Source organism: Luteibacter sp. CQ10 (assembly GCF_040900725.1).
In the GTDB taxonomy this organism is placed as follows: domain Bacteria; phylum Pseudomonadota; class Gammaproteobacteria; order Xanthomonadales; family Rhodanobacteraceae; genus Luteibacter.
The window spans coordinates 305,786-329,983 of the sequence record NZ_JAEUYM010000002.1; the positions used below are offsets into that span (position 1 = coordinate 305,786).

19 protein-coding genes are annotated in these 24,198 nt (G+C 67.7%); 9 read left to right on the forward strand and 10 right to left on the reverse strand.

Translation table 11 applies throughout. The annotated features are described in order from the left end of the window. Window positions 1–80 precede the first annotated feature (80 nt). From ubiE to JNG39_RS10245, 5 genes are all read left to right on the forward strand, one after another. Window positions 81–830, forward strand: a complete 750-nt coding sequence (ubiE, locus tag JNG39_RS10225) for a bifunctional demethylmenaquinone methyltransferase/2-methoxy-6-polyprenyl-1,4-benzoquinol methylase UbiE (RefSeq protein ID WP_368311913.1) — start codon at window positions 81–83, stop codon at window positions 828–830. Window positions 831–940: 110 nt separating this feature from the next. After that, window positions 941–4,285, forward strand: a complete 3,345-nt coding sequence (locus tag JNG39_RS10230; protein ID WP_368311226.1) for a DUF6543 domain-containing protein — start codon at window positions 941–943, stop codon at window positions 4,283–4,285. A 65-nt stretch (window positions 4,286–4,350) separates the two neighbouring features. Further along, complete coding sequence (locus JNG39_RS10235) at window positions 4,351–7,650, forward strand: hypothetical protein (RefSeq protein ID WP_368311228.1); 3,300 nt, start codon at window positions 4,351–4,353, stop codon at window positions 7,648–7,650. Between the two features lie 90 nt (window positions 7,651–7,740). Then, window positions 7,741–9,591: a M1 family metallopeptidase gene (locus JNG39_RS10240; RefSeq protein WP_368311230.1), complete on the forward strand. Its 1,851-nt coding sequence runs from the start codon at window positions 7,741–7,743 to the stop codon at window positions 9,589–9,591. A gap of 98 nt (window positions 9,592–9,689) precedes the next feature. Then, window positions 9,690–10,685 (forward strand): alpha/beta fold hydrolase, encoded by a 996-nt coding sequence (locus JNG39_RS10245; RefSeq protein WP_368311232.1) that lies wholly within the window; start codon window positions 9,690–9,692, stop codon window positions 10,683–10,685. Window positions 10,686–10,800: 115 nt separating this feature from the next. Here the strand turns inward: JNG39_RS10245 and JNG39_RS10250 are convergent, their stop codons facing one another. From JNG39_RS10250 to ttcA, 4 genes are all read right to left on the reverse strand, one after another. Continuing rightward, window positions 10,801–11,568: a M48 family metallopeptidase gene (locus JNG39_RS10250; protein ID WP_368311234.1), complete on the reverse strand. Its 768-nt coding sequence runs from the start codon at window positions 11,566–11,568 to the stop codon at window positions 10,801–10,803. Window positions 11,569–11,643: 75 nt separating this feature from the next. Then, window positions 11,644–12,552 carry a recombination-associated protein RdgC gene (locus JNG39_RS10255; RefSeq protein WP_247372576.1) on the reverse strand — a complete coding sequence of 303 codons (909 nt, stop codon included), beginning with the start codon at window positions 12,550–12,552 and terminating at the stop codon, window positions 11,644–11,646. Between the two features lie 79 nt (window positions 12,553–12,631). Then, window positions 12,632–13,819, reverse strand: coding sequence for an amino acid aminotransferase (locus JNG39_RS10260; RefSeq protein ID WP_368311236.1), 1,188 nt, complete (start codon window positions 13,817–13,819; stop codon window positions 12,632–12,634). Window positions 13,820–13,854: 35 nt separating this feature from the next. Then, a complete protein-coding gene (gene ttcA, locus JNG39_RS10265; protein WP_368311238.1) occupies window positions 13,855–14,727 on the reverse strand; it encodes a tRNA 2-thiocytidine(32) synthetase TtcA in 873 nt (290 codons plus the stop codon). Between the two features lie 98 nt (window positions 14,728–14,825). On the opposite strand from ttcA, the gene JNG39_RS10270 reads away from it, so the two are divergent. Beyond that, the gene (locus JNG39_RS10270; protein WP_144912859.1) at window positions 14,826–15,032 is read left to right on the forward strand and encodes a YdcH family protein; all 207 of its coding nucleotides are present in this window, start codon (window positions 14,826–14,828) and stop codon (window positions 15,030–15,032) included. Between the two features lie 4 nt (window positions 15,033–15,036). Further along, window positions 15,037–15,624, forward strand: coding sequence for a GNAT family N-acetyltransferase (locus JNG39_RS10275; protein WP_368311240.1), 588 nt, complete (start codon window positions 15,037–15,039; stop codon window positions 15,622–15,624). A 131-nt stretch (window positions 15,625–15,755) separates the two neighbouring features. On the opposite strand, the gene JNG39_RS10280 is transcribed toward JNG39_RS10275, so the two are convergent. From JNG39_RS10280 to JNG39_RS10305, 6 genes are all read right to left on the reverse strand, one after another. Next, window positions 15,756–16,775 (reverse strand): biotin/lipoyl-binding protein, encoded by a 1,020-nt coding sequence (locus tag JNG39_RS10280; RefSeq protein ID WP_368311242.1) that lies wholly within the window; start codon window positions 16,773–16,775, stop codon window positions 15,756–15,758. A gap of 10 nt (window positions 16,776–16,785) precedes the next feature. Beyond that, window positions 16,786–16,983 (reverse strand): DUF1656 domain-containing protein, encoded by a 198-nt coding sequence (locus JNG39_RS10285; RefSeq protein ID WP_368311243.1) that lies wholly within the window; start codon window positions 16,981–16,983, stop codon window positions 16,786–16,788. Beyond that, on the reverse strand, window positions 16,973–19,105 hold the full coding sequence (locus JNG39_RS10290) for an FUSC family protein (RefSeq protein ID WP_368311244.1): 2,133 nt from the start codon (window positions 19,103–19,105) through the stop codon (window positions 16,973–16,975). The genes JNG39_RS10285 and JNG39_RS10290 overlap by 11 nt, the downstream gene beginning before the upstream one ends. An 11-nt stretch (window positions 19,106–19,116) precedes the next feature. Continuing rightward, the gene (locus JNG39_RS10295; RefSeq protein WP_368311246.1) at window positions 19,117–19,608 is read right to left on the reverse strand and encodes a MarR family winged helix-turn-helix transcriptional regulator; all 492 of its coding nucleotides are present in this window, start codon (window positions 19,606–19,608) and stop codon (window positions 19,117–19,119) included. 190 nt (window positions 19,609–19,798) lie between these two features. Beyond that, window positions 19,799–20,209 carry a DUF4156 domain-containing protein gene (locus JNG39_RS10300; protein ID WP_368311248.1) on the reverse strand — a complete coding sequence of 137 codons (411 nt, stop codon included), beginning with the start codon at window positions 20,207–20,209 and terminating at the stop codon, window positions 19,799–19,801. Window positions 20,210–20,299: 90 nt separating this feature from the next. Further along, entirely contained in the window at window positions 20,300–23,143 is a 2,844-nt protein-coding gene (locus JNG39_RS10305) for a M16 family metallopeptidase (protein WP_368311250.1), read from the reverse strand. 354 nt (window positions 23,144–23,497) lie between these two features. Here JNG39_RS10305 and JNG39_RS10310 point away from each other — a divergent pair, with 354 nt between their 5' ends. Together JNG39_RS10310 and JNG39_RS10315 are read left to right on the forward strand one after the other, a co-directional pair. Continuing rightward, window positions 23,498–23,710, forward strand: a complete 213-nt coding sequence (locus tag JNG39_RS10310; RefSeq protein ID WP_368311251.1) for a hypothetical protein — start codon at window positions 23,498–23,500, stop codon at window positions 23,708–23,710. A gap of 7 nt (window positions 23,711–23,717) precedes the next feature. Further along, window positions 23,718–24,182 carry a tRNA (cytidine(34)-2'-O)-methyltransferase gene (locus JNG39_RS10315; RefSeq protein WP_368311253.1) on the forward strand — a complete coding sequence of 155 codons (465 nt, stop codon included), beginning with the start codon at window positions 23,718–23,720 and terminating at the stop codon, window positions 24,180–24,182. Window positions 24,183–24,198 lie beyond the last annotated feature (16 nt).

Consider the following 24,198-nt stretch of genomic DNA (forward strand, 5'->3'; position numbering starts at 1 on the left):
GGAGGAAGGCCTCCTCCGTCGCGTCGTTTCCTTCGGCCGCACACTCGCCGCCCGACGGTGGGAGGGGTACCATGCCTTCCATGGAAAACCCCAAGACCACCCATTTCGGCTTTCGCGACGTGCCCGTCGGCGACAAACAGAAGCTCGTCGGCCAGGTGTTCACGTCGGTCGCCCGCAATTACGACCTGATGAACGACCTGATGTCGTTCGGCGTCCATCGCCTGTGGAAGCGGCATTTCGTGGCGGTGAGCGGCGTGCGGCGCGGCGACCGCGTGCTCGACCTCGCCGGCGGCACCGGCGACATCGCGGCCCTGCTCAAGCCGGTGGTGGGTGACGAGGGCGAGGTGGTGGTGGGCGACATCAACGCCGCCATGCTCGGCGTGGGCCGTGACCGGCTCACCGACCGGGGCCTCGTGTCCGGCCTGCGCTGGGCGCAGATGAACGCCGAGATGCTCCCCTTCCCGGACAACCGTTTCGACGCGGTCACCATCGCCTTCGGCCTGCGCAACGTCACCGACAAGGACAAGGCGCTGGCCGACATGCAGCGCATCCTCAAGCCCGGTGGCCGCCTGCTGGTGCTGGAGTTCTCGAAAGTGCAGAGCCCCCTCCTGTCGAAACTCTACGACGTGCATTCGTTCCAGATCCTGCCGCGCCTGGGCAAGCTCTTCGCCAACGATGCCGACAGCTACCGTTACCTGGCCGAGTCGATCCGCAAGCACCCCGACCAGGGCACGCTGAAAGAAATGATGACCCGGGCCGGCTTCGGTCACGTCGAGGTGCGCAACCTCACCAGCGGCATCGTCGCGATCCACCGGGGCTACAAACTGTAGTGCCACGGTGCACGACGCCCACACGCGCGTCGTCCATCCCACCGACAGAGCGAGGGCTCGCCCTCGCCTAACCTTGGCGGTTCCTCCAACGCCAAGGATTGCCTTTGGACATGCTCCCCCCGCAGGCACCGCCTGCCGTCACGTCGCACGCCAACCAGGCGGCGATCGACACCCTGCGACGCCTCGGCGACACCCAGGCATGGCTTGCCGCCCAACAACGTGTGCTTTCGGAGCAGCCGCTCGCCGCGACCGACGATGCGACCTCCCTGATGGGCGCCTTCTGGAGCGCGCCGGTCGAACACGTTCCCGGACTTACCTCCATCGCCAGACGTGAGGCTTTCACGCTGCGACTGGCCGACGCCGCCAAGGACATCGCCAGCCTTCGCGCCGACGACGGCACGCTTTCCGCCGACGCGCTCGATCTCATCCTCGCGGTGGCCAACCATCCGCCGGGCACCTTGCCGCCCCATCGCCGGGCCTTCGAATTGATGGCCGGCGAGGTCGCTTATGCCGGTGCCCTGGTGCTGGAGGACGATCGCCGCCCCGACCTCGCGATGCTCTTCACCGTGCAAGCCGGATGGGAGACCTTCGCGTCGCTCGACGAACTCCAGCGCGAATACGAAACGCGCCTGCGCGAACGACTGGCGTCCGATGGCGAGCTTCCCGGCGTCGCAACGAGCGATATCCGGATGTCGCTCGACGGTGTCCTCGTCGGAGTACGGAGCATCGATCGCGATCCCTTCGAGACCATCGCCCGAAGGCTCGTCGCCCGTGCCGCCGAACAGGCGACGACCGATTCGGCCCCCGCGGTCGACGACATCGCGACGCTGGGGCAACGCGTCGACCTGCATGGCCTGCTCGACGTCCACGCCATGGTCGCGCAACGCGATGCCCTGCTCGCCAACGCGTTGCAACAGGAGCGCCTCGCCAGGCAGCCCGCGAACGTCCGCGCCGATTGGCTCGCCGCGTTCGACGGCTACATGAGCGCGGGACTGAAGGCGGCCCGCGTCCGAAGCGAACCAGGCGTGCCGTACCCTCTCGACTTCGCCCAGTTCACCCGGGAAGCCTTGATCGACGGACTTCTCATGAGAGGTCATGACATCGACCCGGACAACATCCGCGTGCGGATCCACGCTATTCCTGAATCCATCCGCGGCAAGCTGGAGCTGATCGTTCAAGGTCCTCCCTGGGAGACGATGACGCTTTCGAAGTTCGCCCTGCGGAATATCGGCAGCCGGTCGAACGAATACATCGTGCCCACCTATCCCGACGGCACGGTGCGTACCGACGTGACGGCATCGGCCATCAAGGATCTCGTTCGAGAACTCGACCTGCCCCGTCGCTACGCCCTGCACCTGGATGAGACGCGCGCCGATGTCGGACACGGCAAGCGTCGGCGTACCGTCGACATCGACCTGCTGCGTGCGCGCATGCGCTTCGATGCGAACGAGGCGCGACTCGGTTACGCGGATGCGGGAAAAGTGCGCAGCTTTCTCCCGGACGCGAACGAACTCGGCTTTCGATGGGTGAGTGCCATGCTCGATCGAACGAACGGCTCCGTTGCCGCCACCGTCGGCGCCGACGACATCACCGTCCGGCAGCTTACCTACCGTGGGGCGCCACTGGCCGGCGTGCTGCTGATCGCGCCGCGTTCGTCCGCTTCCCGCGTCGTGCTCTACACCCCGGACGCGCCGGACGGCATCGCCTTCCGCGAATTCGAGAGCCGCGCCCGCCTCGAACGCGATTTCCTCCGCAGTCCGTTCCTCGAGTCCTACCTGGTGGCGCGACTCCCTCTCGAATTCTCCGCCGCCGACGCGCAGGGGATCCGACATTTCAGCGTTTCATGGGCCTCCAGGACATCCCAATGGGCTTTCGGCGGTGGCGACTGCGGCTTCTGCACGCGACTGGAAGAGAACTTCTCCGAAGCCGACATCCAGGGCTCCGCACTCGATGCGTTCTACGACACCGGCCTCGATCTCGCCAAGCGCGACGCGCATCACCTCGCCCGTACGACGGGCCAGGCCGACCGGGAAAGCGTGATCGATGTCATCAACGCGTTCTTTTCGTCCCTCCACGGCGGATCGAAACTGGTGAGCGACATGGGGTGGACGATCTTGCAGAGCATCCCGCGCACCACACAGGCCGCGTGGCGCTTCTACGACAACGTGAAGGCCGGCGATGGCACCCAGGCGTTCCTCGATTTCGTCGACGGCTATACCTCCGCACTCAACGTGGTGGGGCTGCATGGGCTACCGCGGGCCGTGGTCGGATCGGTGGTGCGTACCGGCCTGCGCTCCGGCGCGATCATGCGCAGCGGCAAGCCCGTCACCGCGCCGGGCGCGCGGTTCGAAGAGCGATTCGTCGCCCGCGACGCGCCGACATGGCGCGCGGGCACCGAAAAGGACGGCGTCGTCGTCGTGGGGGATGCGCATTACATACGGCAGGGCGGCCAGTCCTATCGTGTCGCTTTCGATCGCACCATCGACAGTTGGAGGCTTACCCGCCCCGGCGCCCCGGACGCGAATTTCAGCGGGCCGGCCATACAGCGTGTCGGCGACCAGTGGCAGTACCGGAACGTGGGACTGCGCGGCGGCGGACCGACGCTTCCCAAGAGCCACGGCGGGATGTTCCATTTCCGCCACATCAGCCGGTGGGAACGTTCTCGCCACCGCTTCACCGCGGAGCTGGACGACATGAGTCCTCAGGAGCTGGTGGACTTCCAGGCCGATGTCTACACCCGTCTGGGCCAAGCCGACGGGAACCGCGTGTTCGCCGCGCTGGGCCGACGCCGGCTCGCCGGCGTACCGAGCCCGCGGGTGAGCTCTTTCGAAGAGGGACAGTGGGACCTCGCGCTGCTACAGGCACGCGCGCGGAGACGCGCCGCGACCGCTCCTTCGTTGCCGCGCGGGAACGCGAGTGAGCCGCGACCGGGAACCTCCGCGCAAGCCACCGCCGCGGCAACGCGCGAGCCGCCCCAACATGGCTCGCTCCTGCTCGAGGGCTTCGAGCGCATCCCCGCATCGGCGTTGCCCGAGGAGGTGTTCTACTACGCCACGCCACGCGAGCTGGCGCAGGATGCCAGCACGTTCTTCGTCACGCTGTTGGAAAGACGCATCGCACTAGGCGTGCAGGGCGTGCCCGTGCTCACCTCGCCACCGACGACGGCCCTCTCGTCGCTCGATGCCACCACCATGCGCTTCATCCCGCGCACCGCCGCACCGCCCGGGTCGTCGCTCGGCGAGTCGTCGGGCGCATGGGTACGCCTGCGCCTGCGCGAAGCGTACGCGGCCGACACCGAATTCGGCGCGCCCGCGACCTTCGAGGCCTTCCGCTCCACGACGCCGGGAAGCACGGCGGTGGTGCTCCGTCGTCCCGGCGCGCTTGCGCGCGTCGGTGCTCCCGAGGCGGCCCTCGGCTTCTTCAACCATTACTCGATCCACTTCGCGCCACGCTGACGATTCCGGCGGCGCAACCGGCCTGTTCGGCCGCCCCTTCCCCTCCAGACGCAAGGATTGCCCTCTTGGACATGCTTCCCCCACAGGCTCCGCCCGCCCTCGTTTCCCACGCCAACCAGGCCGCCGTCGATACGCTGCAACGCCTGGCCGCGACCCAGGCCTGGATCGCCACGCAACGCGATGCGTTACCCGAGTTTCCCGACATCGCGTCGGAGGTCGGCGATTTCGTCGCGCAGATGGATGCGTACTGGTCCGCACCGATCGAATACCTGTCGGAAGGGGCGATCTTTTCGCGTCGGCAGGTTTTCGCATGGCGACTGGCGAACCTCGCCTATGACGACGCATCGCTACGCCACAACGACGGTACGCTGTCCGACGACGCCTTCGATCTGGTGCAGTCGGTCGCACGCCATCCCGGCGGCCCGTTGCCCTCGCACCTGCATGCCGACGAACTGCGCATCGACGATACGCCCTACGCCGGCGCGATCGTCCTGCACGACGATCGCCATCCCGATCGCGTGCTGATGTTCACCACCCGGACGGGTTGGGAAAGCTTCGCATCGCTCGACGAACTGTACCGCGAGGTCGAACCGCGCCTGCGCGAGCGATTCGCCGCCGACGGGTATCTTCCAGGCGTCGGTGCCCGGCCGTTCGAGGCCGCGCTCGACAGACATTTCCTCGCCACGGCCCCGATGACCGGCATGCCGTTCGAGGTGCTCGCCGACGGCATCGTTTCGCGCCTGTCCGAACGTGCGCGTGACGCCTGGCATGGGGTTCCCGAGACCGCCGAGTGGTTTCGCGATGCCCTGCGCCGCGCCCTCGACCTGCATGAACTGGTCGACGTGCATGCCATGGTGGAACGTCGTGACACCGAGCTGGAGGCACGTGTCGCGAGCGAACGCATCGCGTCGTTGCCACGCGACGTGGCGGGCCATTGGCGGGAGATGCTCGACCGCTACCGTGGCAGCCTCCTCCATGCCGCCGTCGATGCGGCGGAACATCCGTCCTCCGAAGCGCTGTCCCTTCCGGCGTTCACCCATGCGGAGCTGACCCGCCGCCTGCGTGCCCGGGGCATCGACGCCGACCCGGCCGACATCCACGTGCGCGTATCCGGCCTGCCCACCTCGTCCTCCGATCTGCTCGCCAGCGCCGGCGCCCTGCCCGCCGACACCCTCTCCCTCGTCCAGCTTGCCTTCCGCAACCTCGCGCCCACCGAGCTCGTCACCGTCCTCCACCCCGACGGTTCGCCGCGCGACGACGTCACCCCCGCCGCCGTCCGCGAACTGGTCACCGGACTGGACCTCCCCAACGCCTACGCCGCACACCTCGACCACGCCCTCACCGACGCTTCCGACGCCGGCCGACGCCAGCGATCCCTCGCCCTCGACCTCCTGCGCGCCCGCATGCGCTTCGAAGCCGCCGACGCACGTCTGGCCTACTACCGCCCCGACGAACCTCGCGGCTTCCTCGACGACTACGAGGAGCAGGGCTTCCAATGGGCGCAGGCCCTGCTGGACCACCCCGACGCCACCGGCCGGCCCCGTACCTCCCGCGGCCACGAACTGGTCGCCCACCAGCTCACCTACCGCGGCGCGCCCCTGGCCGATGTCCTGCTCATCGGCGTGCGCGATCCCCGCTCAGTCTCTCGCGTCGTCCTCTACACCCCCAACGCACCCGACGGCATCGCCTGGCGCGAGTTCGCCGACCGCGCCGAACTCACCCGGCGCGTCCTCGTCGACCCCGCCTTCGAGCCCTACCTCCTCCAACGCCTCCCCGACGAGTTCGCCGTCGCCGACGACCGGGGACAGCGCCACTTCGCCCTGCCTCGCCTCAACGGCAACCGCTCCGCCTCCTGGGTCTTCGACCTCGACGACTGCGCCGACTGCACCGCCCTGGACGAGCGCTTCGCCGAGCAGGAGGTCACCGCCTCCGTCCTGGACACCCTCTACGACACCGCCGTCGGCCTGGCCAAGCGCAACGCCCACCACCTGGCCCGTTCCACCCGGCTGGCCTCCGTCGACGGCGTGCTCCGCGGCCTCGACCTCGCCGCCGCCCCCTTCAACGACGGTGGCCGGCTCGCCGCCCACCTCATCCACGGCGTCGTCCAGAGCGTCCCGCGCACCGCCCAGGCCGCCTGGCGCTTCTACGACCACGCCAAGGCCGGCGATCCCACCGCCGCCTTCCTCGACCTCGTCGACGGCTACACCTCCGCCCTCAACGTCGTGCCCCTCTACGCCCAGGTGCCCTCGATGCTCGCCGGCTCCCTCGTGCGCGCCTCGCCCGGCTCCGGCCGCCTCCTCACCCAGCGGCGTCCCCTGCCACGGCCCGACACCCTCTTCGAGGACCGCTTCCTCGCCCACGGCGTCACCCTGCCTTCGGGCCCGGTGCCCGCCAACGGCGTCTACGCCATCGGACAGGCCCGTTACATCCGCCACGGCGACAAGGTCTTCCAGGTCCGCTTCGACACCGCCTCGCGCGGCTGGCGACTCACCCGCCCGGGCGCCCTCGACGCCCACGTCTCCGGTCCCGCCATCGAACGACGGCCCGACGGCCTATGGCACTTCCGGCACACCGGCCTGCGCGGCGGCTCCGGGCGCGGGCCCACGCGGACCGAACTCGACCTCATGGCCGACGCGATGCCGACCTCCTCCGATCCATCCTTCTCGGGGCTGACACGGATGCAGTTCGATGCGCTGTGGACCGAGCTTTCGAACCGCCTGGGCGCGGCCGAAGCCTTCGACGTGCTCAGGCACATGGTGTCGCGGCTTCCGGGGGAAACCATCGCCTTGCGCTCGACCCAGCTCCACGCATGGCGCGAGGGACTGCGCATCGCGCGCCTGCCGCCTGCACCGCCCCCGCCGGTGCAGGCACCCGCCCCGCCCCAGCTCCAGACCACGCGACCTGGGCGCTGGCCCCAATACGTCTACCACTACCTGTCGCCGGAGCGGCTGGCCCGGATGCAATCGGGCGACGACATCGTCCTTGCCCAGCAGGCGCTGTTCCCGGATGCCATCGGCGTTCCCGCCCTCACCATGGGGCCGGATACCCCGCTGAATCTCCTCCCCGAGTCGCTGCGCGCCCTGTTCCCGCCCGCCACGGCCGCACCGGGCAGGACCTTGGGCGAAGCGGCCGGCGCCTGGGTTCGCATCAACCTGGAGCACATTCGCACGACACCCCATGCGGGTGGCATCCATCGCGTTCGCGTCTATCACCTCGCGAATGCGGAGATCGGTGGCGGCTACGTCATCCGCCCGGTGTCGACGGTCAACCACCGCATCGGTCGATCGAGTTATCTCCCGCCCGGCCCGCTGCCCCTGCAAGGCCCGTCCTTCCAGGTGGGACGAGCACGTCCGGCCCATCCCTGACCGGATACGACGAGGCCCGCCGTGCCGCGGGCCTCGTCTCGGGGGGCACCGGTGGCATACTGGAAGCTTCACTTGTCGTGGAAACCCTACATGCGCCTGCTTCCCTTCGCAGCCCTCACCGTCGCCTTCCCCGTGGTCGCCTTCGCCGCCGATCCGCACTCCTACGCCCAACCCGACGTGGTCAAGGTCACCCATCTCGACCTCGATCTGAAGGTGGATTTCGGCAAGCGCGAACTCGCGGGCAACGCCACGCTGAAGCTCGATTGGAAGGACGCGAAGGCGAAAGACCTCGTGCTGGATACCCGCGACCTCGCCATCGGCCGCGTGGAAGCGCTGGATGCTTCCGGCAAGGCCTCGCCGCTGAAGTTCGCCCTCGCCCCGCGCGACAAGGAACTCGGCGCCAAGCTCACCATCGAGGCGCCGTCGCATCCGGCCAGCGTGCGCATCGTCTACGCCACGTCGCCGCAGGCGTCGGGCCTGCAGTGGCTCGCGCCCGAACAGACGGCCGACAAGAAGCAGCCCTTCATCTTCTCGCAGTCGGAATCCATCCACGCGCGCTCGTGGGTGCCGCTGCAGGATTCGCCGGCGATCCGCTTCACCTACGACGCGCACGTCACCGCGCCGAAGGATGTCCGCGTCGTGATGAGCGCCATCAACGACGCGAAGCATCCGCTCGATGGCGATTTCACCTTCGACCAGCCGCACCCGATCCCCTCCTATCTGCTGGCGATCGCCGCGGGCGACATCGCCGTGAAGGAAACCGGCCCGCGCAGCGCCGTGTACGCGGAGCCCTCGGTGGTCGGCAAGGCCGCCCATGAATTCGAAGATACCGAGAAGCTGATCGCCACGACCGAAAAGCTCTACGGTCCTTATGCCTGGGGCCGCTACGACATCCTCGTGCTGCCGCCCTCGTTCCCGTTCGGCGGCATGGAAAACCCGAACATGACCTTCGCCACGCCCACCGTGCTCGTCGGCGACAAGAGCCTCGTCTCGCTCGTGTCGCACGAGCTGGCGCACTCGTGGTCGGGCAATCTCGTCACCAGTGCCGCGTGGCGCGACATCTGGTTGAACGAGGGCTTCACCACCTACGTGCAGGGCCGCATCACCGAGGCCGTGTACGGCAAGGCGCTGGCCGATGAGGAGGCCCTGCTTTCGGCGCGCGAACTGCAGAAGACCATCGGCGACATGCCGAAGAACACGCAGAAGCTCACGCCGGATCCGCGTGGCGTGGGCGCGGACGATTCGCTGTCGTCGGTCGCCTACGACAAGGGCTCGTGGTTCCTGCGCACGCTGGAGCAGCGCTTCGGCCGCGAGAACTTCGATGCCTACCTGAAGGGCTACTTCGCCCACTTCGCCTTCCAGAGCATCGACACCGACACGATGTTCGCCTACCTCAAGGCCAACCTGCTCGACAAATACCCCGGCAAGATGAGCGAGGCCGAGGCGCGCGCGTGGATCTGGCAGCCGGGCATTCCCAAGGACGCCCCGCTCCCGACCTCGCCGCGTTTCGACGCGATCGACAAGGAGCGCACCGACTTCCTCGCCGGCACGCTCGACGCCGGCAAGCTCGACGCCAAGGGCTGGAATACGCAGGAGTGGATGTACTTCCTCGACCGCATGCCCGACGTGATGCCCATCGACCGCGTCCGCGCGCTCGACGCCGCCTGGCATCTCACCGGCACGCCCAACGCGGAGATCGGCATGCGCTGGTACGCCCACGCGATCGCCGCGGGCGACAAGAGCGTATGGCCGGCCGCTGCCGAGCACATGACGCGCATCGGCCGGCTCTATCTCACCACCCCGCTGTATCGCGCGTTGGCCCGCACGCCGGAAGGCCTCGCCTTCGCCAAGGCCACCTACGCCAAGGCCAGGGCGGGCTACCATCCGCTGACCCAGCAGGCCGTGGAGCGCATCCTGGCAGGCACGTCGAAGAAGAAATGACGCAGATTCTTGCGGTGCCCCAGGGCGTCGCAAGGTTGCATCCTGAGCCCCGGCCCCGCATCTTGCGGGGCGTCCCCCGTTCCCCGGTTTCTTTCCCCATGGCCAACTCCCCCAGCCTTTCCCCTTCCGCGCGCCCGCTCTGGCAACGATTGCTGTTGCGGCGATTGAAGTTTCTCGTGGTGGTGGCGGTGGTACTCGGCGTGGGCGCCGGCGCGGTCTACCTGTTCGCGCCCTCGCTGCTGCTGAAGGCGGATGCGGCACGCATGGCCATGCAGGCGCACGTCGAGAAGAAGACGGTGAAGGCCGGCGACACCAACTGGTCGTACTACGAGGGTGGGGAAGGTCCCAACATCGTCTTCCTGCACGGCTTCGCCGCCAACAAGGAAACCTGGCTGGAGTCGGTCAAGGATCTCACCGCGCATTTCCACGTCATCATCCCCGACCTGCCCGGCTGGGGGGAATCCTCGCGCATCGAAGGCGGCGATTACGGCATCGATGCCCAGGCCAAGCGCCTGGAACCCTTCTTCGCCGCCGTCGGCATGCAGCGTTTCATGCTCGTGGGCCACTCCATGGGAGGCGCCATCGCCGGCGTCTACGCCGATCAACACAACGAGCGCGTCGCCAGCCTCGTACTGATGGACTCGCTGGGCCTCACCTTCAAGGAGAACGACTTCGCGCGTGAGGTAAAGGCCGGAAAGAATCCGTTCCTGTACGAGAACCGCGCCGATCTTGAGGCGATGCTCGCACGCATCTTCCTGAAGCCGCCGCACCTGCTGCCGCGCGTCGAGGATGCCCTGCTCGCGCGCAATCGCGACGACCACGCCTTCATCGCGCGCACCTTCGACGAACTGCGCCGCCCGGAACAGGCGCTGTCGCTCGATCCGGTGATCGGCCGCCTGCCGATGCCGGTGCTGGGCCTGTGGTGCCACGACGACAAGCTCATCGACGTCTCGGCGCTCGATACCTTGCGCACGGGCCTGAAGAGCTCCCCCGCCATCGGCTCGACGGTGCTCAACGGCTGCAACCACATGCCGATGCTGGAGAAGCCGGAAGAGACGGCGCGGATCATCACGAGCTTCGCGCTGGCGCATTGAATCACGCCTCGCGAGTTTGATCGCCGATACGATCGGCTCCTACCCCTTCGGTAGGAAGCTCGCTACCGGAGGGGTGGGAGCCGATCGTATCGGCGAATCACGTGGCGACACGCCATCAATCGGCGACGTCCGCCACCAGCCGATCCAGCTGCATCTTCAACCCGCTGCCGTGCGCGCGCAGCCACGCACGCTGCTCCTTGTGCTCGGGCAGGATGCTCTCGACCCAATGCCAGAAACGCGGCGAGTGGTTGCGCACCTTCAGGTGGCATAGCTCATGGACGAGCACGTAGCGCAATGCCGCCGGGGGCGCGAGCGCCAGCGCGAGGTCGAGGTTGATCCTGTCGCGCGTGTCCAGGCTGCCCCACAGGCTCTTGAGCGGGCGGATGCGCAATGCCGTAGGCGCCGCATTGATCTGCGGAATGTGCGTGGGTAGCCAGCGCGACACGTCCCGACGGATCTGCGCCTCGAAGAAACTCGCCAGCAGGCCGCGCGCCACCATCAACGCGCGCGTATGCGGCCGCGGAATCACCAGGGTGAGACGGCCCGGCTCGTGTTCCACCTTCGGATACGGGCCTTCGGCCCATGCCAGCGCCACCTCGTCGCCCCGAAAGGGAAACGACGTGGGCACGCCGACCCGAAGCGGTGGCAGCGGCTTGGCGTCCATGTGGAATTCGCCCAGCTTCTGTTCCAGCCAGTCGGCGTGATGGCGCAGGAAGGCCGTCATCTGCGCCGTGTGCGTGCCGTTGGGATAGGTCAGCCGGGCACCCTTCGGGGTGACCGTCAGGCGCAGGCGGCGCGCGCGGGGGTGCGCCGCCTTGAGAACGCGGATGACGCCACCCGTAGGGGTGGATAGTTCCAGCCAGTCGCCTTCGTCTGCTGCCATGTCGCGAGTCTCGTGTCGATCCCGACGAACATCCCACCCATCCGTGTCAAACACTGCGACGCGGCACCGCCCGGCTTACTCCGGACGCGGCAGCTTGAACCATTCTTCCAGCTTGCCCAGCAGGCGTTCGTATTCGAGCGCCATGAGGGCGAAGTTGGCGTCCATTTCCGCCGCGGCCGATTCGTGACTGTCGGCCTGCTCGTCCAGTACCACGTCGGTGAACTTGATTTTACGCAGGATGAGGTCTTCGCCAAGTACGAAGGAAATGCGGTCGTCGAAAACCAAACCCAACTGGAATACCTGCTTGCCCGTGCGCAGGTGCTCGCGAATCTCATCAGTGTCGAGATCCTGGCGGCGGCAGCGCGCGATGGCGCCGGACGCCGTGGCCGGATCGCGCAATTCGCATTCGTCGCCAAGCGCGAGGCCGCCCGGCAGGTCGCCGGAGGCTACCCAATGGGTCATGAGGATGCGCGGCGACTCCTCCGGCGCCAGCGGCACCGCCGGGAAACTGCCCAGCGCCGTGCGGACCTGGCTCAACGTATTCTCAGCCGACTTGCGACTGGACGTATCGAGGACCAGCCAGCCGTTCTTCTTGTCGGCATAACCGCGCATGCGCGAGCTGCGCACGAAGGCGCGCGGCAGCAGCTCGTTCATCACGTCGTCCTTGATGCGCTTGCGCTCGCGACCGCTCACCTTGCGGCCTTCTTCCTCGGCGATCTTCTGCACGCGGTTGGCGAGCTCGTCGTTGACCACGGCCGAGGGCAGCAGCTTGTCTTCGCCACCGACGCTGACCATGACGTTACGGCCCACGCTGTGCGTCAGCGCCTCGTCGTTGCGGCCCAGCGGCGACACGAAGCCCTTGGTGGACAGTTCCATCGGACCGACCGGACGCAGGCGATGCTCGGGCAGCACCTCGTCGAGGCGTTCGAGATCGTCGGCGACGGCGGCGGAAAAGCGAAAAAGCGTGAGATTGCGAAAGAACATGTATCGGCGATTCTCGTGGGAATGAAGAGCCGTGGCGGGCGCGAACGCCCGCCGGCGAAACGAAGGCGGACGAAGGCGCTTAGACGACCTTCGCGATCGCGTCGGCGACGCGATCGATGTTGTGGTCGTTGAGCGCGGCGACGCAGATGCGGCCCGTGCCGACGGCGTAGATGCCGAACTCCTCGCGCAGGCGGTCGACCTGCGCCGACGACAGTCCCGAGTAGGAGAACATGCCGCGCTGGTTGGCGATGAAACCGAAGTCGCCCGCCTTGGCCAGGCGTTCGACGAGGCCCCGGCGCATGGCGCGGATGCGCTCGCGCATCTCGCCCAGCTCGGTTTCCCACGTGGCGCGGAGCGCGTCGTGGTTGAGCACGGCCGACACCACCGCGGCGCCGTGCGTGGGCGGATTGGAATAATTGGTGCGGATCACCCGCTTCACCTGTGACTGCACGCGCAACGCTTCGTCGTGCGAGCCGGTCACGATGGAAAGCGCGCCCACGCGTTCACCGTAAAGCGAGAACGACTTGGAGAACGAGCTGGCCACGAAGAACGGCAGGCCGGAGTCGGCGAACAGGCGCACCGCCGCCGCGTCGGCGTCGATGCCGTCGCCGAAGCCCTGGTAGGCGATGTCGAGGAACGGCACCAGGCCCTGCGCGCGCACGACCTCGATCACCCGCGCCCAGTCGGCATCGGAGAGATCGACACCGGTCGGATTGTGGCAGCACGCGTGCAGCACCACGATGGCGCCCGCGGGCAGCTTCGCGAGGGCGCCCAGCATGCCGTCGAGGTTCAGGCCATGCGTCGCCGCGTCGTAATAGGGATATTCCTGTACCGCGAACCCGGCGTTCTCGAACAGCGCGCGATGGTTTTCCCAGCTCGGGTTGCTGATGGCGACCGGCACGTCGGGGTTGAGGCGCTTGAGGAAATCGGCGCCGACCTTCAGCGCGCCGGTGCCGCCGAGCGCCTGCGCGGTGACCACGCGTCGTTCTTCCAGCAGCGGCGACGATGCGCCGAACAGCAGCTTCTGCACCGCCGCGTCGTACAGCGCGATGCCGTCGATGGGCAGGTAACCGCGCGGCAGCTGCGCCTCCAGGCGGGCCTTCTCGGCGTCGCGCACCGCGCGCAGCAGGGGCACGTGGCCGTTGGCGTCGTAATACACGCCCACGCCGAGGTTGACCTTGTCGGTGCGCGGATCGGCGCCGAAGGCTTCGTTGAGGCCGAGGATCGGATCGCGCGGGGCGAGTTCCACGGAAGAGAAGAGAGTCATGATCGGCGGGCCTTGAAGCGTGGAAATGGAAAGGATCAGTCGTTTTCGTCGACGGTGTCGCCACCGGAAAGCCATGCATGGGCGTCGGCCAGCGCCGCGCCATCGCGTGCGCCGAGCGCCTTGAAGTCGAACAGCGCCCGGTCGGCCAACTGGGACGGCGCCACGTTGCCGAGCGCGCGAAAGATGGTTTCGCCGCGCCCGGGATGGTTCTTCTCCCAGTCGGCGAGCATGCGCTTGACCACCTTGCGCTGCAGGTTCTCCTGCGAGCCGCAGAGGTTGCAGGGGATGATGGGGAAGTTGCGCGCCTGCGCGTAGGCGGCGATGTCGTCCTCATGGCAATACGCCAGCGGGCGGATCACCACGTGGCGGCCGTCGTCGGATTGCAGCTTCGGCGGCATCGCCTTCAGGCTGCCCTGGTAGAAGAGGTTCAGGAAAAACGTGCCGAGGATGTCGTCGCGATGATGACCCAGCGCGATCTTCGTGACGCCGTTGGCGGCGGCCCACTGGTAGAGCGCGCCACGGCGCATGCGCGAGCAGAGGCTGCACATCGTCTTGCCCTGCGGGATCACGCGGGTGACGACGCTGTAGGTGTCCTGCTCGATGATGTGGAACGGCACGCCGATGTTCGTGAGGTAGTCCGGCAGCACGTGCTCGGGAAAATCGGGCTGCTTCTGGTCGAGGTTGACCGCCACGATCTCGAAACGCACGGGCGCCTTCGCCTGCAACGACATCAGGATGTCGAGCATCGTGTAGGAATCCTTGCCGCCGGACAGGCACACCATCACCTTGTCGCCGTCTTCGATCATGCCGAAGTCCGCGATGGCCTGGCCCACCTGGCGGCGCAGGCGCTTGGCCAACTTGGCGGCTTCGTAGGTCTGCTTGCGGGTGGCTTCGGGCGAGGCGGACATCGGGCGTGTCTTGTGGGGACGGTCGGCCCCCTATTGTAGCCGCTGCGAGGCGCCTCGCCCGGCGTTAGACTGGGCCTTCCTTTTCGCCGGCCCACGCCATGCAGGTTCAGGATCCCATCGAGCTGACCCGGCTCCTCACCGAGCTGAAGATCGAGCACCGCGATCTCGACGTGGCCATCGAGCATCTCGCCGCCGCCATCGGTCGCGACGAAATCCAGCTTACCCGCCTGAAAAAGCGCAAACTTCAGCTTAAAGACGCCATCGCGCGCATCGAAAGCCGCCTCATCCCCGACCTCGACGCCTGACCCCATGACGCCCGTTCGCCTGGAAAACGCCTACGTCACGCTGGAACCGCTGGCGCTAAACCACGTGGAGCCGCTGGAACGGGCGGCGGCCGACGGCGACTTGTGGAACCTCTGGTTCACCTCCGTGCCCGCGCCGGGTCGGATGACCGACTACGTCGAGGCGGCCCTGCGCGGCCAGGAAGAAGGCCGCATGTCGCCCTGGGCGGTGCGCGAGAACGGCAGCGGCGAGATCGTCGGCACCACGCGCTATTACGACATCGTGACCGATCCGCCTCGCCTGGCCATCGGCTACACCTGGTACGCCCGGCGCTGGCAGCGCAGCCACCTGAACACGGCGTGCAAGCACCTGCTGCTGTCCAACGCCTTCCAGAACGAGGGCGTGGTCGCCGTGGAATTCCACACCGACGGCTACAACCAGGATTCCCAGCGGGCCATCGAGCGGTTGGGGGCCAAGCGCGAGGGCGTGTTGCGTGCCCACAAGCGGCGCCCGGACGGCTCGCTGAGGGATACGGTGTGTTACAGCATCCTGGCCACGGAATGGGCGGATGTGGACCGATGGCTCCAGCTCAGGTTGGCGCGACTGACAAGCTGATGCGCCGCGGCAATCGCCGACACGGTCGGCTCCCACCCCTTCGGTAGCAAGCCCGTTGCGAACTGCCTGCAGCCGACCATCGCGAGCGGCCTACCGGAGGGGGTGGGAGCCGATCGTATCGTCGAAAGGCCTCACCGCTCGGGCACGCGCTGCCCGCCCACCGGCTTCACCACGATCGTCGCCGTCATCCCCGCCGCCAACACCACGCCCTTGGGCAGATGCTCCGCATCGATCTTCACCCGTACCGGCACGCGCTGGGCCAACCGCACCCAGTTGAAGGTGGGATTGACCGAGGCGAGCAGGTCGCTGCCGGTGGGATTGTCGGCATCGGTGATGCCGCGCGCGATGCTTTCGACCGTGCCGTTCAGGTGCACGCCGCCGCTCAGCAGGCGGATGTCCACCGGGTCGCCCACGTGCACGCCGGGCAGCTTGGTTTCCTCGAAATACCCGTAGATCCAGTAGGAATGGCTGTCGATCAGGGCGAGGCGGGGGGCACCGGCATTGGCGTAGTCGCCGACGCGCACGTCGAGGTTGGTGACGTAGCCGTCGACGGGAGCCCGCACTTCGGTGCGGTCGAGGTTGAGCTCGGCCAGCGCCAGCTCGACCTGGGCCTGGGCCACGGCGGCCAGGGCCTGCTGCTGCGAGGCGCCGGCCTGCTTGGTACCGGCCTGCGCGGCCTGCCAGCCGGCGCGGGCGGCGTTCGCCGCGGCCAGGGCATTGGCCTTGTCCTCGGCCGAGATCACGTTGTTGATGAGCTTTTGCCGGCGCTCGGACTGCGCCTGGTACATCTCATAGTTGGCGCGGCTCTGCTGCGCGCTGGCCAGCGAGGCGTTGATGCTGGCACCCGACGCCCGCGCCGCGGCTTCGGCCGCGTTGAGGTTGGCCTGCGCCTGGGCCACGGCATTCTCGTAGCGCGAACGATCGACGACGAAAAGCAGGTCGCCTTTCTTGACCGTCTGGTTGTCGATCACCCGCACGTCCGTGACCAACCCCGCCACGTCGGGCGCGATGCGCACGATCTCGGCACGTACGCGGCCGTCGCGCGTCCATGGGGAATACATGTAGTGCTTCCACAGGAAGTGGCCGGCGACCACCGCGAGAATGACGACGATCGCGGTGACGGCGAAGCGAACGACGGAGGCGAGTTTCATGACGGGATACTCAGAACAGGAAGTACGCGAGGGCGCCGAAGACGCAGACGAAGGCGGCGAGGCGGAACAGCGACGGATGCCACACGAGGCGGTAGAGCCCGAAGCGGCCGGCCACGGTGTCCAGCGCCCACAACACCAGGAGGGATACGACGAACAGAACGAGCAGCCCGGGTACGAGTGCGTCGCCGAGGGCTATCTCACGGGGCATGGGTGATCTCCTTGGCCAGGGGCGCGTCGGGCATGTAGGCGGCCACCGCGGATTCGCTGTCGAGCAGCGTCATGCGGATGAGGTTGAGGTTTTCCAGCAGGTAGTCCTGCCCCGTGTGTTCGCGGACGCCCTCGATCGCGGTCGCCACCGCGTCGCGCGCCGCGACGTAGCTGGCGACGTCGGGCACTTCGTAGAACCGCGACAGCCGGTCCAGTACCGCGTCGAGGTACGGACGCAGGGTCGACGGGATGTCCTGCACGGCCATGTCGTGGCGCATCTCGACGAGCGCCCGCCCGGTCTCGTGCACGGCCAGCGACCACGCGATGAGCGCGCGCGAATCGGCGCTGCCGGGCTGGGTCTGCGCCACCACCTGGCTGACGAGGTCGTTGTTGATGCTTTCGAAGCGATGGCGCAGGCCGGGCAGCGGCGCCTCGGCGGCCAGGGCCACCTGGGCGCGCAGGCGCGCCATGAGACGACGACGCAGCCAGGCACTGCCGATGGCCGGCGGGATGATCACGAAGGCGGCCGCCGCCGCGCCCAGCCCGATGATCTGGGCGATCGCGTCGTTGATGGCGCGCGCGGGGTCGAATACCTGCATGTTGTTCAGCCCGAGCAGGTAGGTCAGGCCGAACGACCATCCCAGCCCATAGGACGCGAGACTGGGGGTGAACATCATCACCAGTCCCACGGCGGCGAACGGAAACACGGACACTACCAGGAGGCCGAAACCGTCGACTTGGGTGAGCACGAAAAACAGGCAGATGAAGGCCATGATCATGCCGGACAGGTAGCCCAGCATCACGATCCACGTCACGCGGGTGGGATTGGGCACCGTCGCGAACAGGCCCGCGAAAACGGTTGCCAGCAGCATCGCGCTCGAACCGAACGGCCACGCGCTCTCGATCCAGAACAGGCCGAGCACGAGCATGGTGAGCGTCGCGCGGACCATGGCGATGCCCGCGCCGAGGTAGTCGTTGCCGCGATCGAAGCTCACGCGCTCGGCGGAGATGTTCGGATACGGCCGTGGCGATTGCAGGGACGCGGCCGCCTCGATGTAGTCGTACAGCTCGTCGGCGAAACGGCGGATCAAGGCGGCGCCGGTATCGAAGTCGCGCAGGTCCTGCGCGTCGTCGAGCGTGCCGCGCAATGGGGCGACGTTGGCGGCGATCGCGTCACGCGCCACGGTCATCTGCGGCAGCAGCGCCTGCGCGGCCAGGCCCGCGCCGAGGGGGCCTTCGAGCCCCTTGCCCAAGGGCGCATACAGGCGGATCAGCGCATCCGCCGTGCGCTCGCGCTGCGCGCGCTTGAGCCGGTTGATCAGGTGGTGCAGCGACTGGAAGCTGGTGGAGGTCGCCATGAAGCGTTGGTTGAACAGGCGCAGGTGGTTGCTGCGCGCACGCGTTTCCACGTCTTCGAAGACCACCGAGCTGCGCAGGTCTTCCAGCGTGACCGCCGCGCGCACGAAGCGCAGGTGGGCGTTCTCCATCTGCTCGCGCGGTATCGCGCCGCCCACGCTCCCGCGCACGAAGGCGATGAAATCGGTGAACTGCTCGCGTCCGGTCCGGCGCATCACGTCGCGCATGCGCGCGGGAAAGATCGCTTCGCTCACCACGCCGCTCACCAGCAGACCGAGCAGCACCTCGCTCAGGCGGGCCCAGGCCGAATCGAAGACGTTCAACGGCGCATTGATGACGGGGACGGCGACCAGCGCCGCCGTGTAGCCCGCCAGCACGAAGGCGTAGGACTTGAAGTTGCGATAGAGCGTGGCGCCCGCGGAGCAGAGGCCGATCCACAGCGACAGCGACAACAGGAACAGCACGCGCTGCTGCGCGAAGGCCGCGACGATGACGACGGCGAGGATGGCGCCCACCACCGTTCCGATACCGCGATAGAAACTCTTCGCCAGCACCATGCCCGACTGCCGGTTGGCGACGATGATGGTGGTGAGCATCGCCGACGAGGGCGACGGCAACTCCAGGCGCATCGCGATCCAGCCGGTGAGGAAGAACGCGACCAGCGTCTTGATCACGAGCAGCCAGATCGACCCTTCCTCGCGCAGGGCTTCGACCAGCACCTGGCGAAAGGCGGGCGTCTTGGGGGTGGCGGGGTCGACGGCGGACATGGCGTGGCTCGTTATTCCCCGAAGCCGACCAGCATCTTCTTGAGCAGGCCTTCCAACTGCGCCTGCTCGCCTGCGGACAGGTTACGCGTCTGCCGTTGAAGAAGGGTAACGATGTCCGGCAGGAAACGCTCGATCAGGGCGACGCCCTCGGCGGTGAGCGACAGGGCCACCTTGCGGCGGTCGTCTTCGCTGCCGGCGCGGGCGATGTAGCCCTTCTCGCACAGCTGCGTGGTGAGGCGGGTGACGTTGGCGGATTTCTCCCCCGCCGCCCCGGCCAGTTCGGACGGGCTGAGGGTGTTGTCCGGCGCCCCGTACAGCATCATCAGGATGTTGTACTCGGGATGGTTGAGCCCATGCGGGCGCATGGCCGCGTTCGCCTCGTCGTGGATCTCCTTGTAGAGATGCTTGATGAGGCGCACCAGGATCGCCGGCGCACGTGGAAACGCCGGGTACTTTCCCCGGGTCACGTCGAGGCGGGCTTCGGTGGGGGCGAAATCGCTCATGGGACATCCAGGATGGCGGGCGGCTACCTCACAAATATAATATTCATTTATGAAATATCAATACCTGTAGTATAAAAAAAGGACGCTCCGCGGAACGGCGTCACTTCGCCGTCCTGCGGTGCGTCCCGTCGTCCCGGTCGATTCGTCGGGGCCCCGTTTCGCCGGCGCCCCGTCGTCGCGCCCGTGGGCGTCAGTTCTTCAGTGGAACGGTCTCGAAACCACCCTGCGGAGTGGTGGCGTTCTGGGGAGGGGCGGGAGCGGGCGCACTGCGCGGGCCGGCCAGCGGACGCGCGCCGCAGGTGTAGGCGCCCCAGTCCTGCGAACCGTCACGCGGCTCGCCCAGGGGCTTCACCGTATCGGCGTTCATCTTGGCGGCCTCGTTGCGCGCCAGCACCTCGAGTTCGTCGCGCACCTTGAGGTCGTTGCGATCGACCGGGCCGACGCGGTTCATCACCGACACCGTGACCTTGCCCAGCTCACGGCAACCGGACGTGTCACCGTTCCATGCGGTGCGAACGTTGCGCGCACCGTCGTCGAGCTTGATGCCCCAGGAACAGGCGGTGAGGGCGAGGGGAATGAGGAGGACGAGGGCCTTGCGCATGTGCAGCTCCGGAAACACGGTCGCGCCTATGCTAGCCCGACGAAGCGGAACGCGCGATCACCGCTCGCGCGTTCCGCCGTTGGGTTTACCTCACTTCGACGACTTCACCGGCTCGCCGTCGCCGTCGATCACCTGGATCGGGCCCAGGTTCAAGGCCCGCACCGGTGCTTCGATCTTGCGCAGGTCGCCGACGATCACCCAGGTAAGCGAGTCCGGATGCATCACGGCCGAGAGCGCCGCTTCCGCCGAGGTGCGGTTCACCGCGTCGATGCGCGCCTTGAGGGTCTGCACGTAGTCGTCCGGGCGGTCGTAGATCACGATGCCCGACATCGCCGCCAGCACCGCCGAGGTGGTTTCGTAGCTGCCCGGCAAGGCGCGCACGCGCTGCGCGCGGATCTTGGCGATCTCCGCGTCGGTGAGCGGCTTGGGACCGACCACGGCGCGGGCTTCCTTGAGGATTTCCTGCGCCGATTCGGCCGTCTTGTCGGTCTGGACCGGGGCGTAGAACAGCAGCGGTCGCTGGCCCTGCGCGTCGGAGAGCATGCTCTGGGCGCCGTAGGCCCAGCGTTTTTCCTCGCGCAGGTTCATGTTGAGCCGCGAGGTGAACGTGCCGCCGAACGCGCCGTTGGCGATGCCCAGGTCGAGCGCGTCTTTCGCCTTGGTGGACGGCGCGAGCAGGCCGGCGAGGATCAGCGACTGTGGCGCGTCGGTGCGATTGATGAGGAACACGCGCGGCTTGGGCTGCGCGGCGACCGTGCCGATGTTCTTCGTCGGCTTCGCGCTCGACGGCGCCGTCCAGTCGCCGAACACGGCGTCGAGCTGGGGCAGGATGGCGTCCAGGGTCGTGTCGCCGGCGACGAGGATGCGCGCATTGTCCGGGCGCAGGTAGTCACGCTGGAACGCCTTGAAATCCTCCGCGGTGAGCGACGCGATGGCCTTTTCCGTACCGCTGCCGGTAAAGGGGATGCCATACGCGTGCTGCTTGCCGTAGAGCAACGGCGGCAGGGTACGCAACGCGAGGCCGGTGGGATCGGTCTTCTCCTGCGCGATCCCCGCGATCCACTGGCCTCGCACCCGCTCGATGTCGTCGGCCTTGAAAGCCGGGTGGCGAACCACGTCGGCGAATAGCGCCAGCGAGGGCTTCAGCTCGGCGTTGAGCGCGTTGAGCGCCACCGCGCAGGTGTCGAGCGAGCAGTTGGAGCCGATGATGGCACCCAGGCGCTCCTTGCGACGCGCCACCTCCACCGAATCCAGGTCGCTCGTGCTCTCGTTGAGCAGGGTGGACGTGAAGCTGGCCGTGCCGAGCTTGCGGCCCTGGTCGGCGGCGTAACCCGCATCGAACAGGATCTGGACCTGGGTCACCGGCACGGTGTGACGCTCGGCGAGCACCACCTCGATGCCGTTCTTCAACTTGCCGCGCTGGAGCTTGGGGAACGACAGGTCGGGGAAGCTCGCCACCGGGGGCACGCCCTTCGCGCGATCGACCTGCGAGGCGCCGGCGGTGTAACGCTTCGCCGCGGGCATGACGGGCGCGGGACGGCCTTCCGCCTTCGGCAGGCCGACGACGGCCTTGTCCTCGGCGGCCGGATCGAAACCGGGCGCGGCCGGCATGATGGTCAGCGTATAGCTGCCCTTGCCGAGCCACTTCTTCGATGCCGCGAGCACCGAGGCCGGGGTGGCCTGCTGCGCACGCTCGAGGTCTTTCTTGTAGCCCTCCGGATCGTTCCGGTAGACCTGGCCCTCCGCGAGGATGACGGCCTTGCCGCCGAACCCGCCGACCTTTTCCAGGCCGCGCACGAAGCCGGCGAGGTTGGCGACCTTGGCGCGCTCCAGTTCGTCGGCGGTGGGGCCCGTGGCGAGGAAGTCTTTCCAAACGTCGGCGATGGCCGCCTCGACCTTCGCCGGATCGACGCCCTGCTTCACGTCGACGGAAAGCTGCACGCGGCTGGAGAGCGCGAACGGCGAAATGCCCACCGAGACGTCGTCGGCGAGCTTGTCCTGGTAGACCAGGCGCTGGTACAGGCGCGAGGTCTTGCCCCCGCCGAGCACGGTGGTGGCCAAGTCCAGCTGCACCGCATCGTCGGTGCCCAGTTGCGGCACGGCCCAGGTGCGCATGATGCGCGTCTGCGCCACCTGGTCGTGCTGCACGCCGCGCGTATCGGCGGACAGCGGCACCACCCACGGTTGCTGGCGCGGCACCGGCGGACCGGCCGGGATGTCGCCGAAGTATTTCTGCGCCTTGGCCTTCGCCTGCTCGAGCGTGATGTCGCCGGCCAGCACCAGGGTGGTGTTGGCGGCGCCGTAATAGTCGTGGAACCACTGCTTCACGTCGGCCAGCGAGGCGGCGTCCAGGTCGGCCATCGAACCGATGGTGTCGTGGTGGTAGGGATGGTTGGCCGGATAGATGTTGGCCAGTACGTTTTCGTCGACGCGACCGTAGGGCTCGTTCTCGCCCTGGCGCTTTTCGTTCTGCACCACGCCGCGCTGCGTGTCGAGCTCCTTCTGGCCGATGGCGCCCAGCAGGTGGCCCATGCGGTCGGACTCCATCCACAGCGCCATGTCGAGCGCCGTGGTGGGCACGGTCTCGAAGTAGTTGGTGCGATCGAACCAGGTGGTGCCGTTCATGTCGGTGGCGCCGGCCACCTCGAAGGGCTGGAAGTAGGTGCCCTTGTGGTTCTCCGAGCCGGAGAACATCAGGTGCTCGAACAGATGCGCGAAGCCCGTCTTGCCCGTCGGCTCGTCGGCCGAACCCACGTGATACCAGATGCTGACGGCGACGACGGGGGCCTTGTGGTCCTCGTGCACGATCACGGTCAGGCCGTTGGGCAACTGGAACCGGGTGTAGGGGATGTCGGGAATCGTCGCGGTGGCGGCGGACGCGCCACCGGCCATGGAAAGCAATCCCGCGGCGAGCAGGGCAAGACGTTTCTTCATGCGAACTCCTTCAGGGGCCATCGTGGCCGCAATCGCCCGAGGCTAGCCCGCAGGCTCGGGGAATGTCCATGCGGCCACTGTCCGATATGGCGCCGCCGCTGTCCGCGGACAGACGGCGCGATCTTCCGACGGGTGACAAATCTCATGCGAAACAGCTGATTGCAGGCCCTGCCGGGGCTGGCATGGGGTTTGCCTTAATACCCGTGCCGGGGCGATCAGCCCTCCCACGCTCAAGGAGAACGCCATGAAATTCGAACTGCCGATGCTCGCCGCCTTCCTCGTCACCTCGATGCTGCTGTGCGGCTACACCCTGGCCCTGATGGCCTGAACCGGATTCCCAGAAGGATTGACCCCATGAAGTACGAACTCTTCATCCTGCGTAGCCTGCTCGTCGCCTCGGTGATGGTCTGCGGCCTCATCCTCGGCAACATGCTCGGCCTCTCCGGCACCTCGGTGCAGCTCGCCGCACCGACCACCGTCGTCGGCGACTCCGCCGCGGCCTCGATCACCGCGGGCGCCTGCGCCCTGCCGCCGGACGGCGTGCTTTGCGCCGCCGCTGGCACATAATGGGCGCATGCCCCACGTCATCCTGTTCCGACCCGAAATACCGCCCAACACGGGCAACGTCATCCGCCTGTGCGCCAACACGGGCGCCGGCCTCCACCTGATCCGCCCCCTGGGCTTCGAACTGGACGACACGCGCCTGCGCCGGGCGGGACTCGACTACCACGAGTTCGCCCGGGTGGCGGTCCACGACCATCTCGACGCCTGCCTGGAAGCCCTCGGCCATCCGCGCGTCTTCGCCTTTTCCACGCGTGGCCGCCATCTGCATACCGACGTGACCTACCGCGCGGACGACGCGCTGCTGTTCGGCTGCGAGACGGCAGGGCTGCCCGACGACGTGCTGGACGCGATTCCCGAGGCGCAGCGCATCCGGTTGCCGATGCGGCCGGGTAATCGCAGCCTGAATCTTTCCAATGCCGTGGCGGTGGCGGTGTTCGAGGCGTGGCGGCAGAGCGGCTTCGACGGGGCGGCATGAGGCAACCTGATTCGCC

Excerpts from the sequence above, each read along its gene's own strand:
- ubiE (WP_368311913.1), top strand. The coding sequence starts at position 81 with ATGGAAAACCCCAAGACCACCCATTTCGGCTTTCGCGACGTGCCCGTC.
- JNG39_RS10230 (WP_368311226.1), top strand. The coding sequence starts at position 941 with ATGCTCCCCCCGCAGGCACCGCCTGCCGTCACGTCGCACGCCAACCAG.
- JNG39_RS10240 (WP_368311230.1), top strand. The coding sequence starts at position 7,741 with ATGCGCCTGCTTCCCTTCGCAGCCCTCACCGTCGCCTTCCCCGTGGTC.
- JNG39_RS10245 (WP_368311232.1), top strand. The coding sequence starts at position 9,690 with ATGGCCAACTCCCCCAGCCTTTCCCCTTCCGCGCGCCCGCTCTGGCAA.
- JNG39_RS10250 (WP_368311234.1), bottom strand. The coding sequence starts at position 11,568 with ATGGCAGCAGACGAAGGCGACTGGCTGGAACTATCCACCCCTACGGGT.
- JNG39_RS10255 (WP_247372576.1), bottom strand. The coding sequence starts at position 12,552 with ATGTTCTTTCGCAATCTCACGCTTTTTCGCTTTTCCGCCGCCGTCGCC.
- JNG39_RS10260 (WP_368311236.1), bottom strand. The coding sequence starts at position 13,819 with ATGACTCTCTTCTCTTCCGTGGAACTCGCCCCGCGCGATCCGATCCTC.
- ttcA (WP_368311238.1), bottom strand. The coding sequence starts at position 14,727 with ATGTCCGCCTCGCCCGAAGCCACCCGCAAGCAGACCTACGAAGCCGCC.
- JNG39_RS10270 (WP_144912859.1), top strand. The coding sequence starts at position 14,826 with ATGCAGGTTCAGGATCCCATCGAGCTGACCCGGCTCCTCACCGAGCTG.
- JNG39_RS10275 (WP_368311240.1), top strand. The coding sequence starts at position 15,037 with ATGACGCCCGTTCGCCTGGAAAACGCCTACGTCACGCTGGAACCGCTG.
- JNG39_RS10280 (WP_368311242.1), bottom strand. The coding sequence starts at position 16,775 with ATGAAACTCGCCTCCGTCGTTCGCTTCGCCGTCACCGCGATCGTCGTC.
- JNG39_RS10285 (WP_368311243.1), bottom strand. The coding sequence starts at position 16,983 with ATGCCCCGTGAGATAGCCCTCGGCGACGCACTCGTACCCGGGCTGCTC.
- JNG39_RS10290 (WP_368311244.1), bottom strand. The coding sequence starts at position 19,105 with ATGTCCGCCGTCGACCCCGCCACCCCCAAGACGCCCGCCTTTCGCCAG.
- JNG39_RS10295 (WP_368311246.1), bottom strand. The coding sequence starts at position 19,608 with ATGAGCGATTTCGCCCCCACCGAAGCCCGCCTCGACGTGACCCGGGGA.
- JNG39_RS10300 (WP_368311248.1), bottom strand. The coding sequence starts at position 20,209 with ATGCGCAAGGCCCTCGTCCTCCTCATTCCCCTCGCCCTCACCGCCTGT.
- JNG39_RS10305 (WP_368311250.1), bottom strand. The coding sequence starts at position 23,143 with ATGAAGAAACGTCTTGCCCTGCTCGCCGCGGGATTGCTTTCCATGGCC.
- JNG39_RS10310 (WP_368311251.1), top strand. The coding sequence starts at position 23,498 with ATGAAGTACGAACTCTTCATCCTGCGTAGCCTGCTCGTCGCCTCGGTG.
- JNG39_RS10315 (WP_368311253.1), top strand. The coding sequence starts at position 23,718 with ATGCCCCACGTCATCCTGTTCCGACCCGAAATACCGCCCAACACGGGC.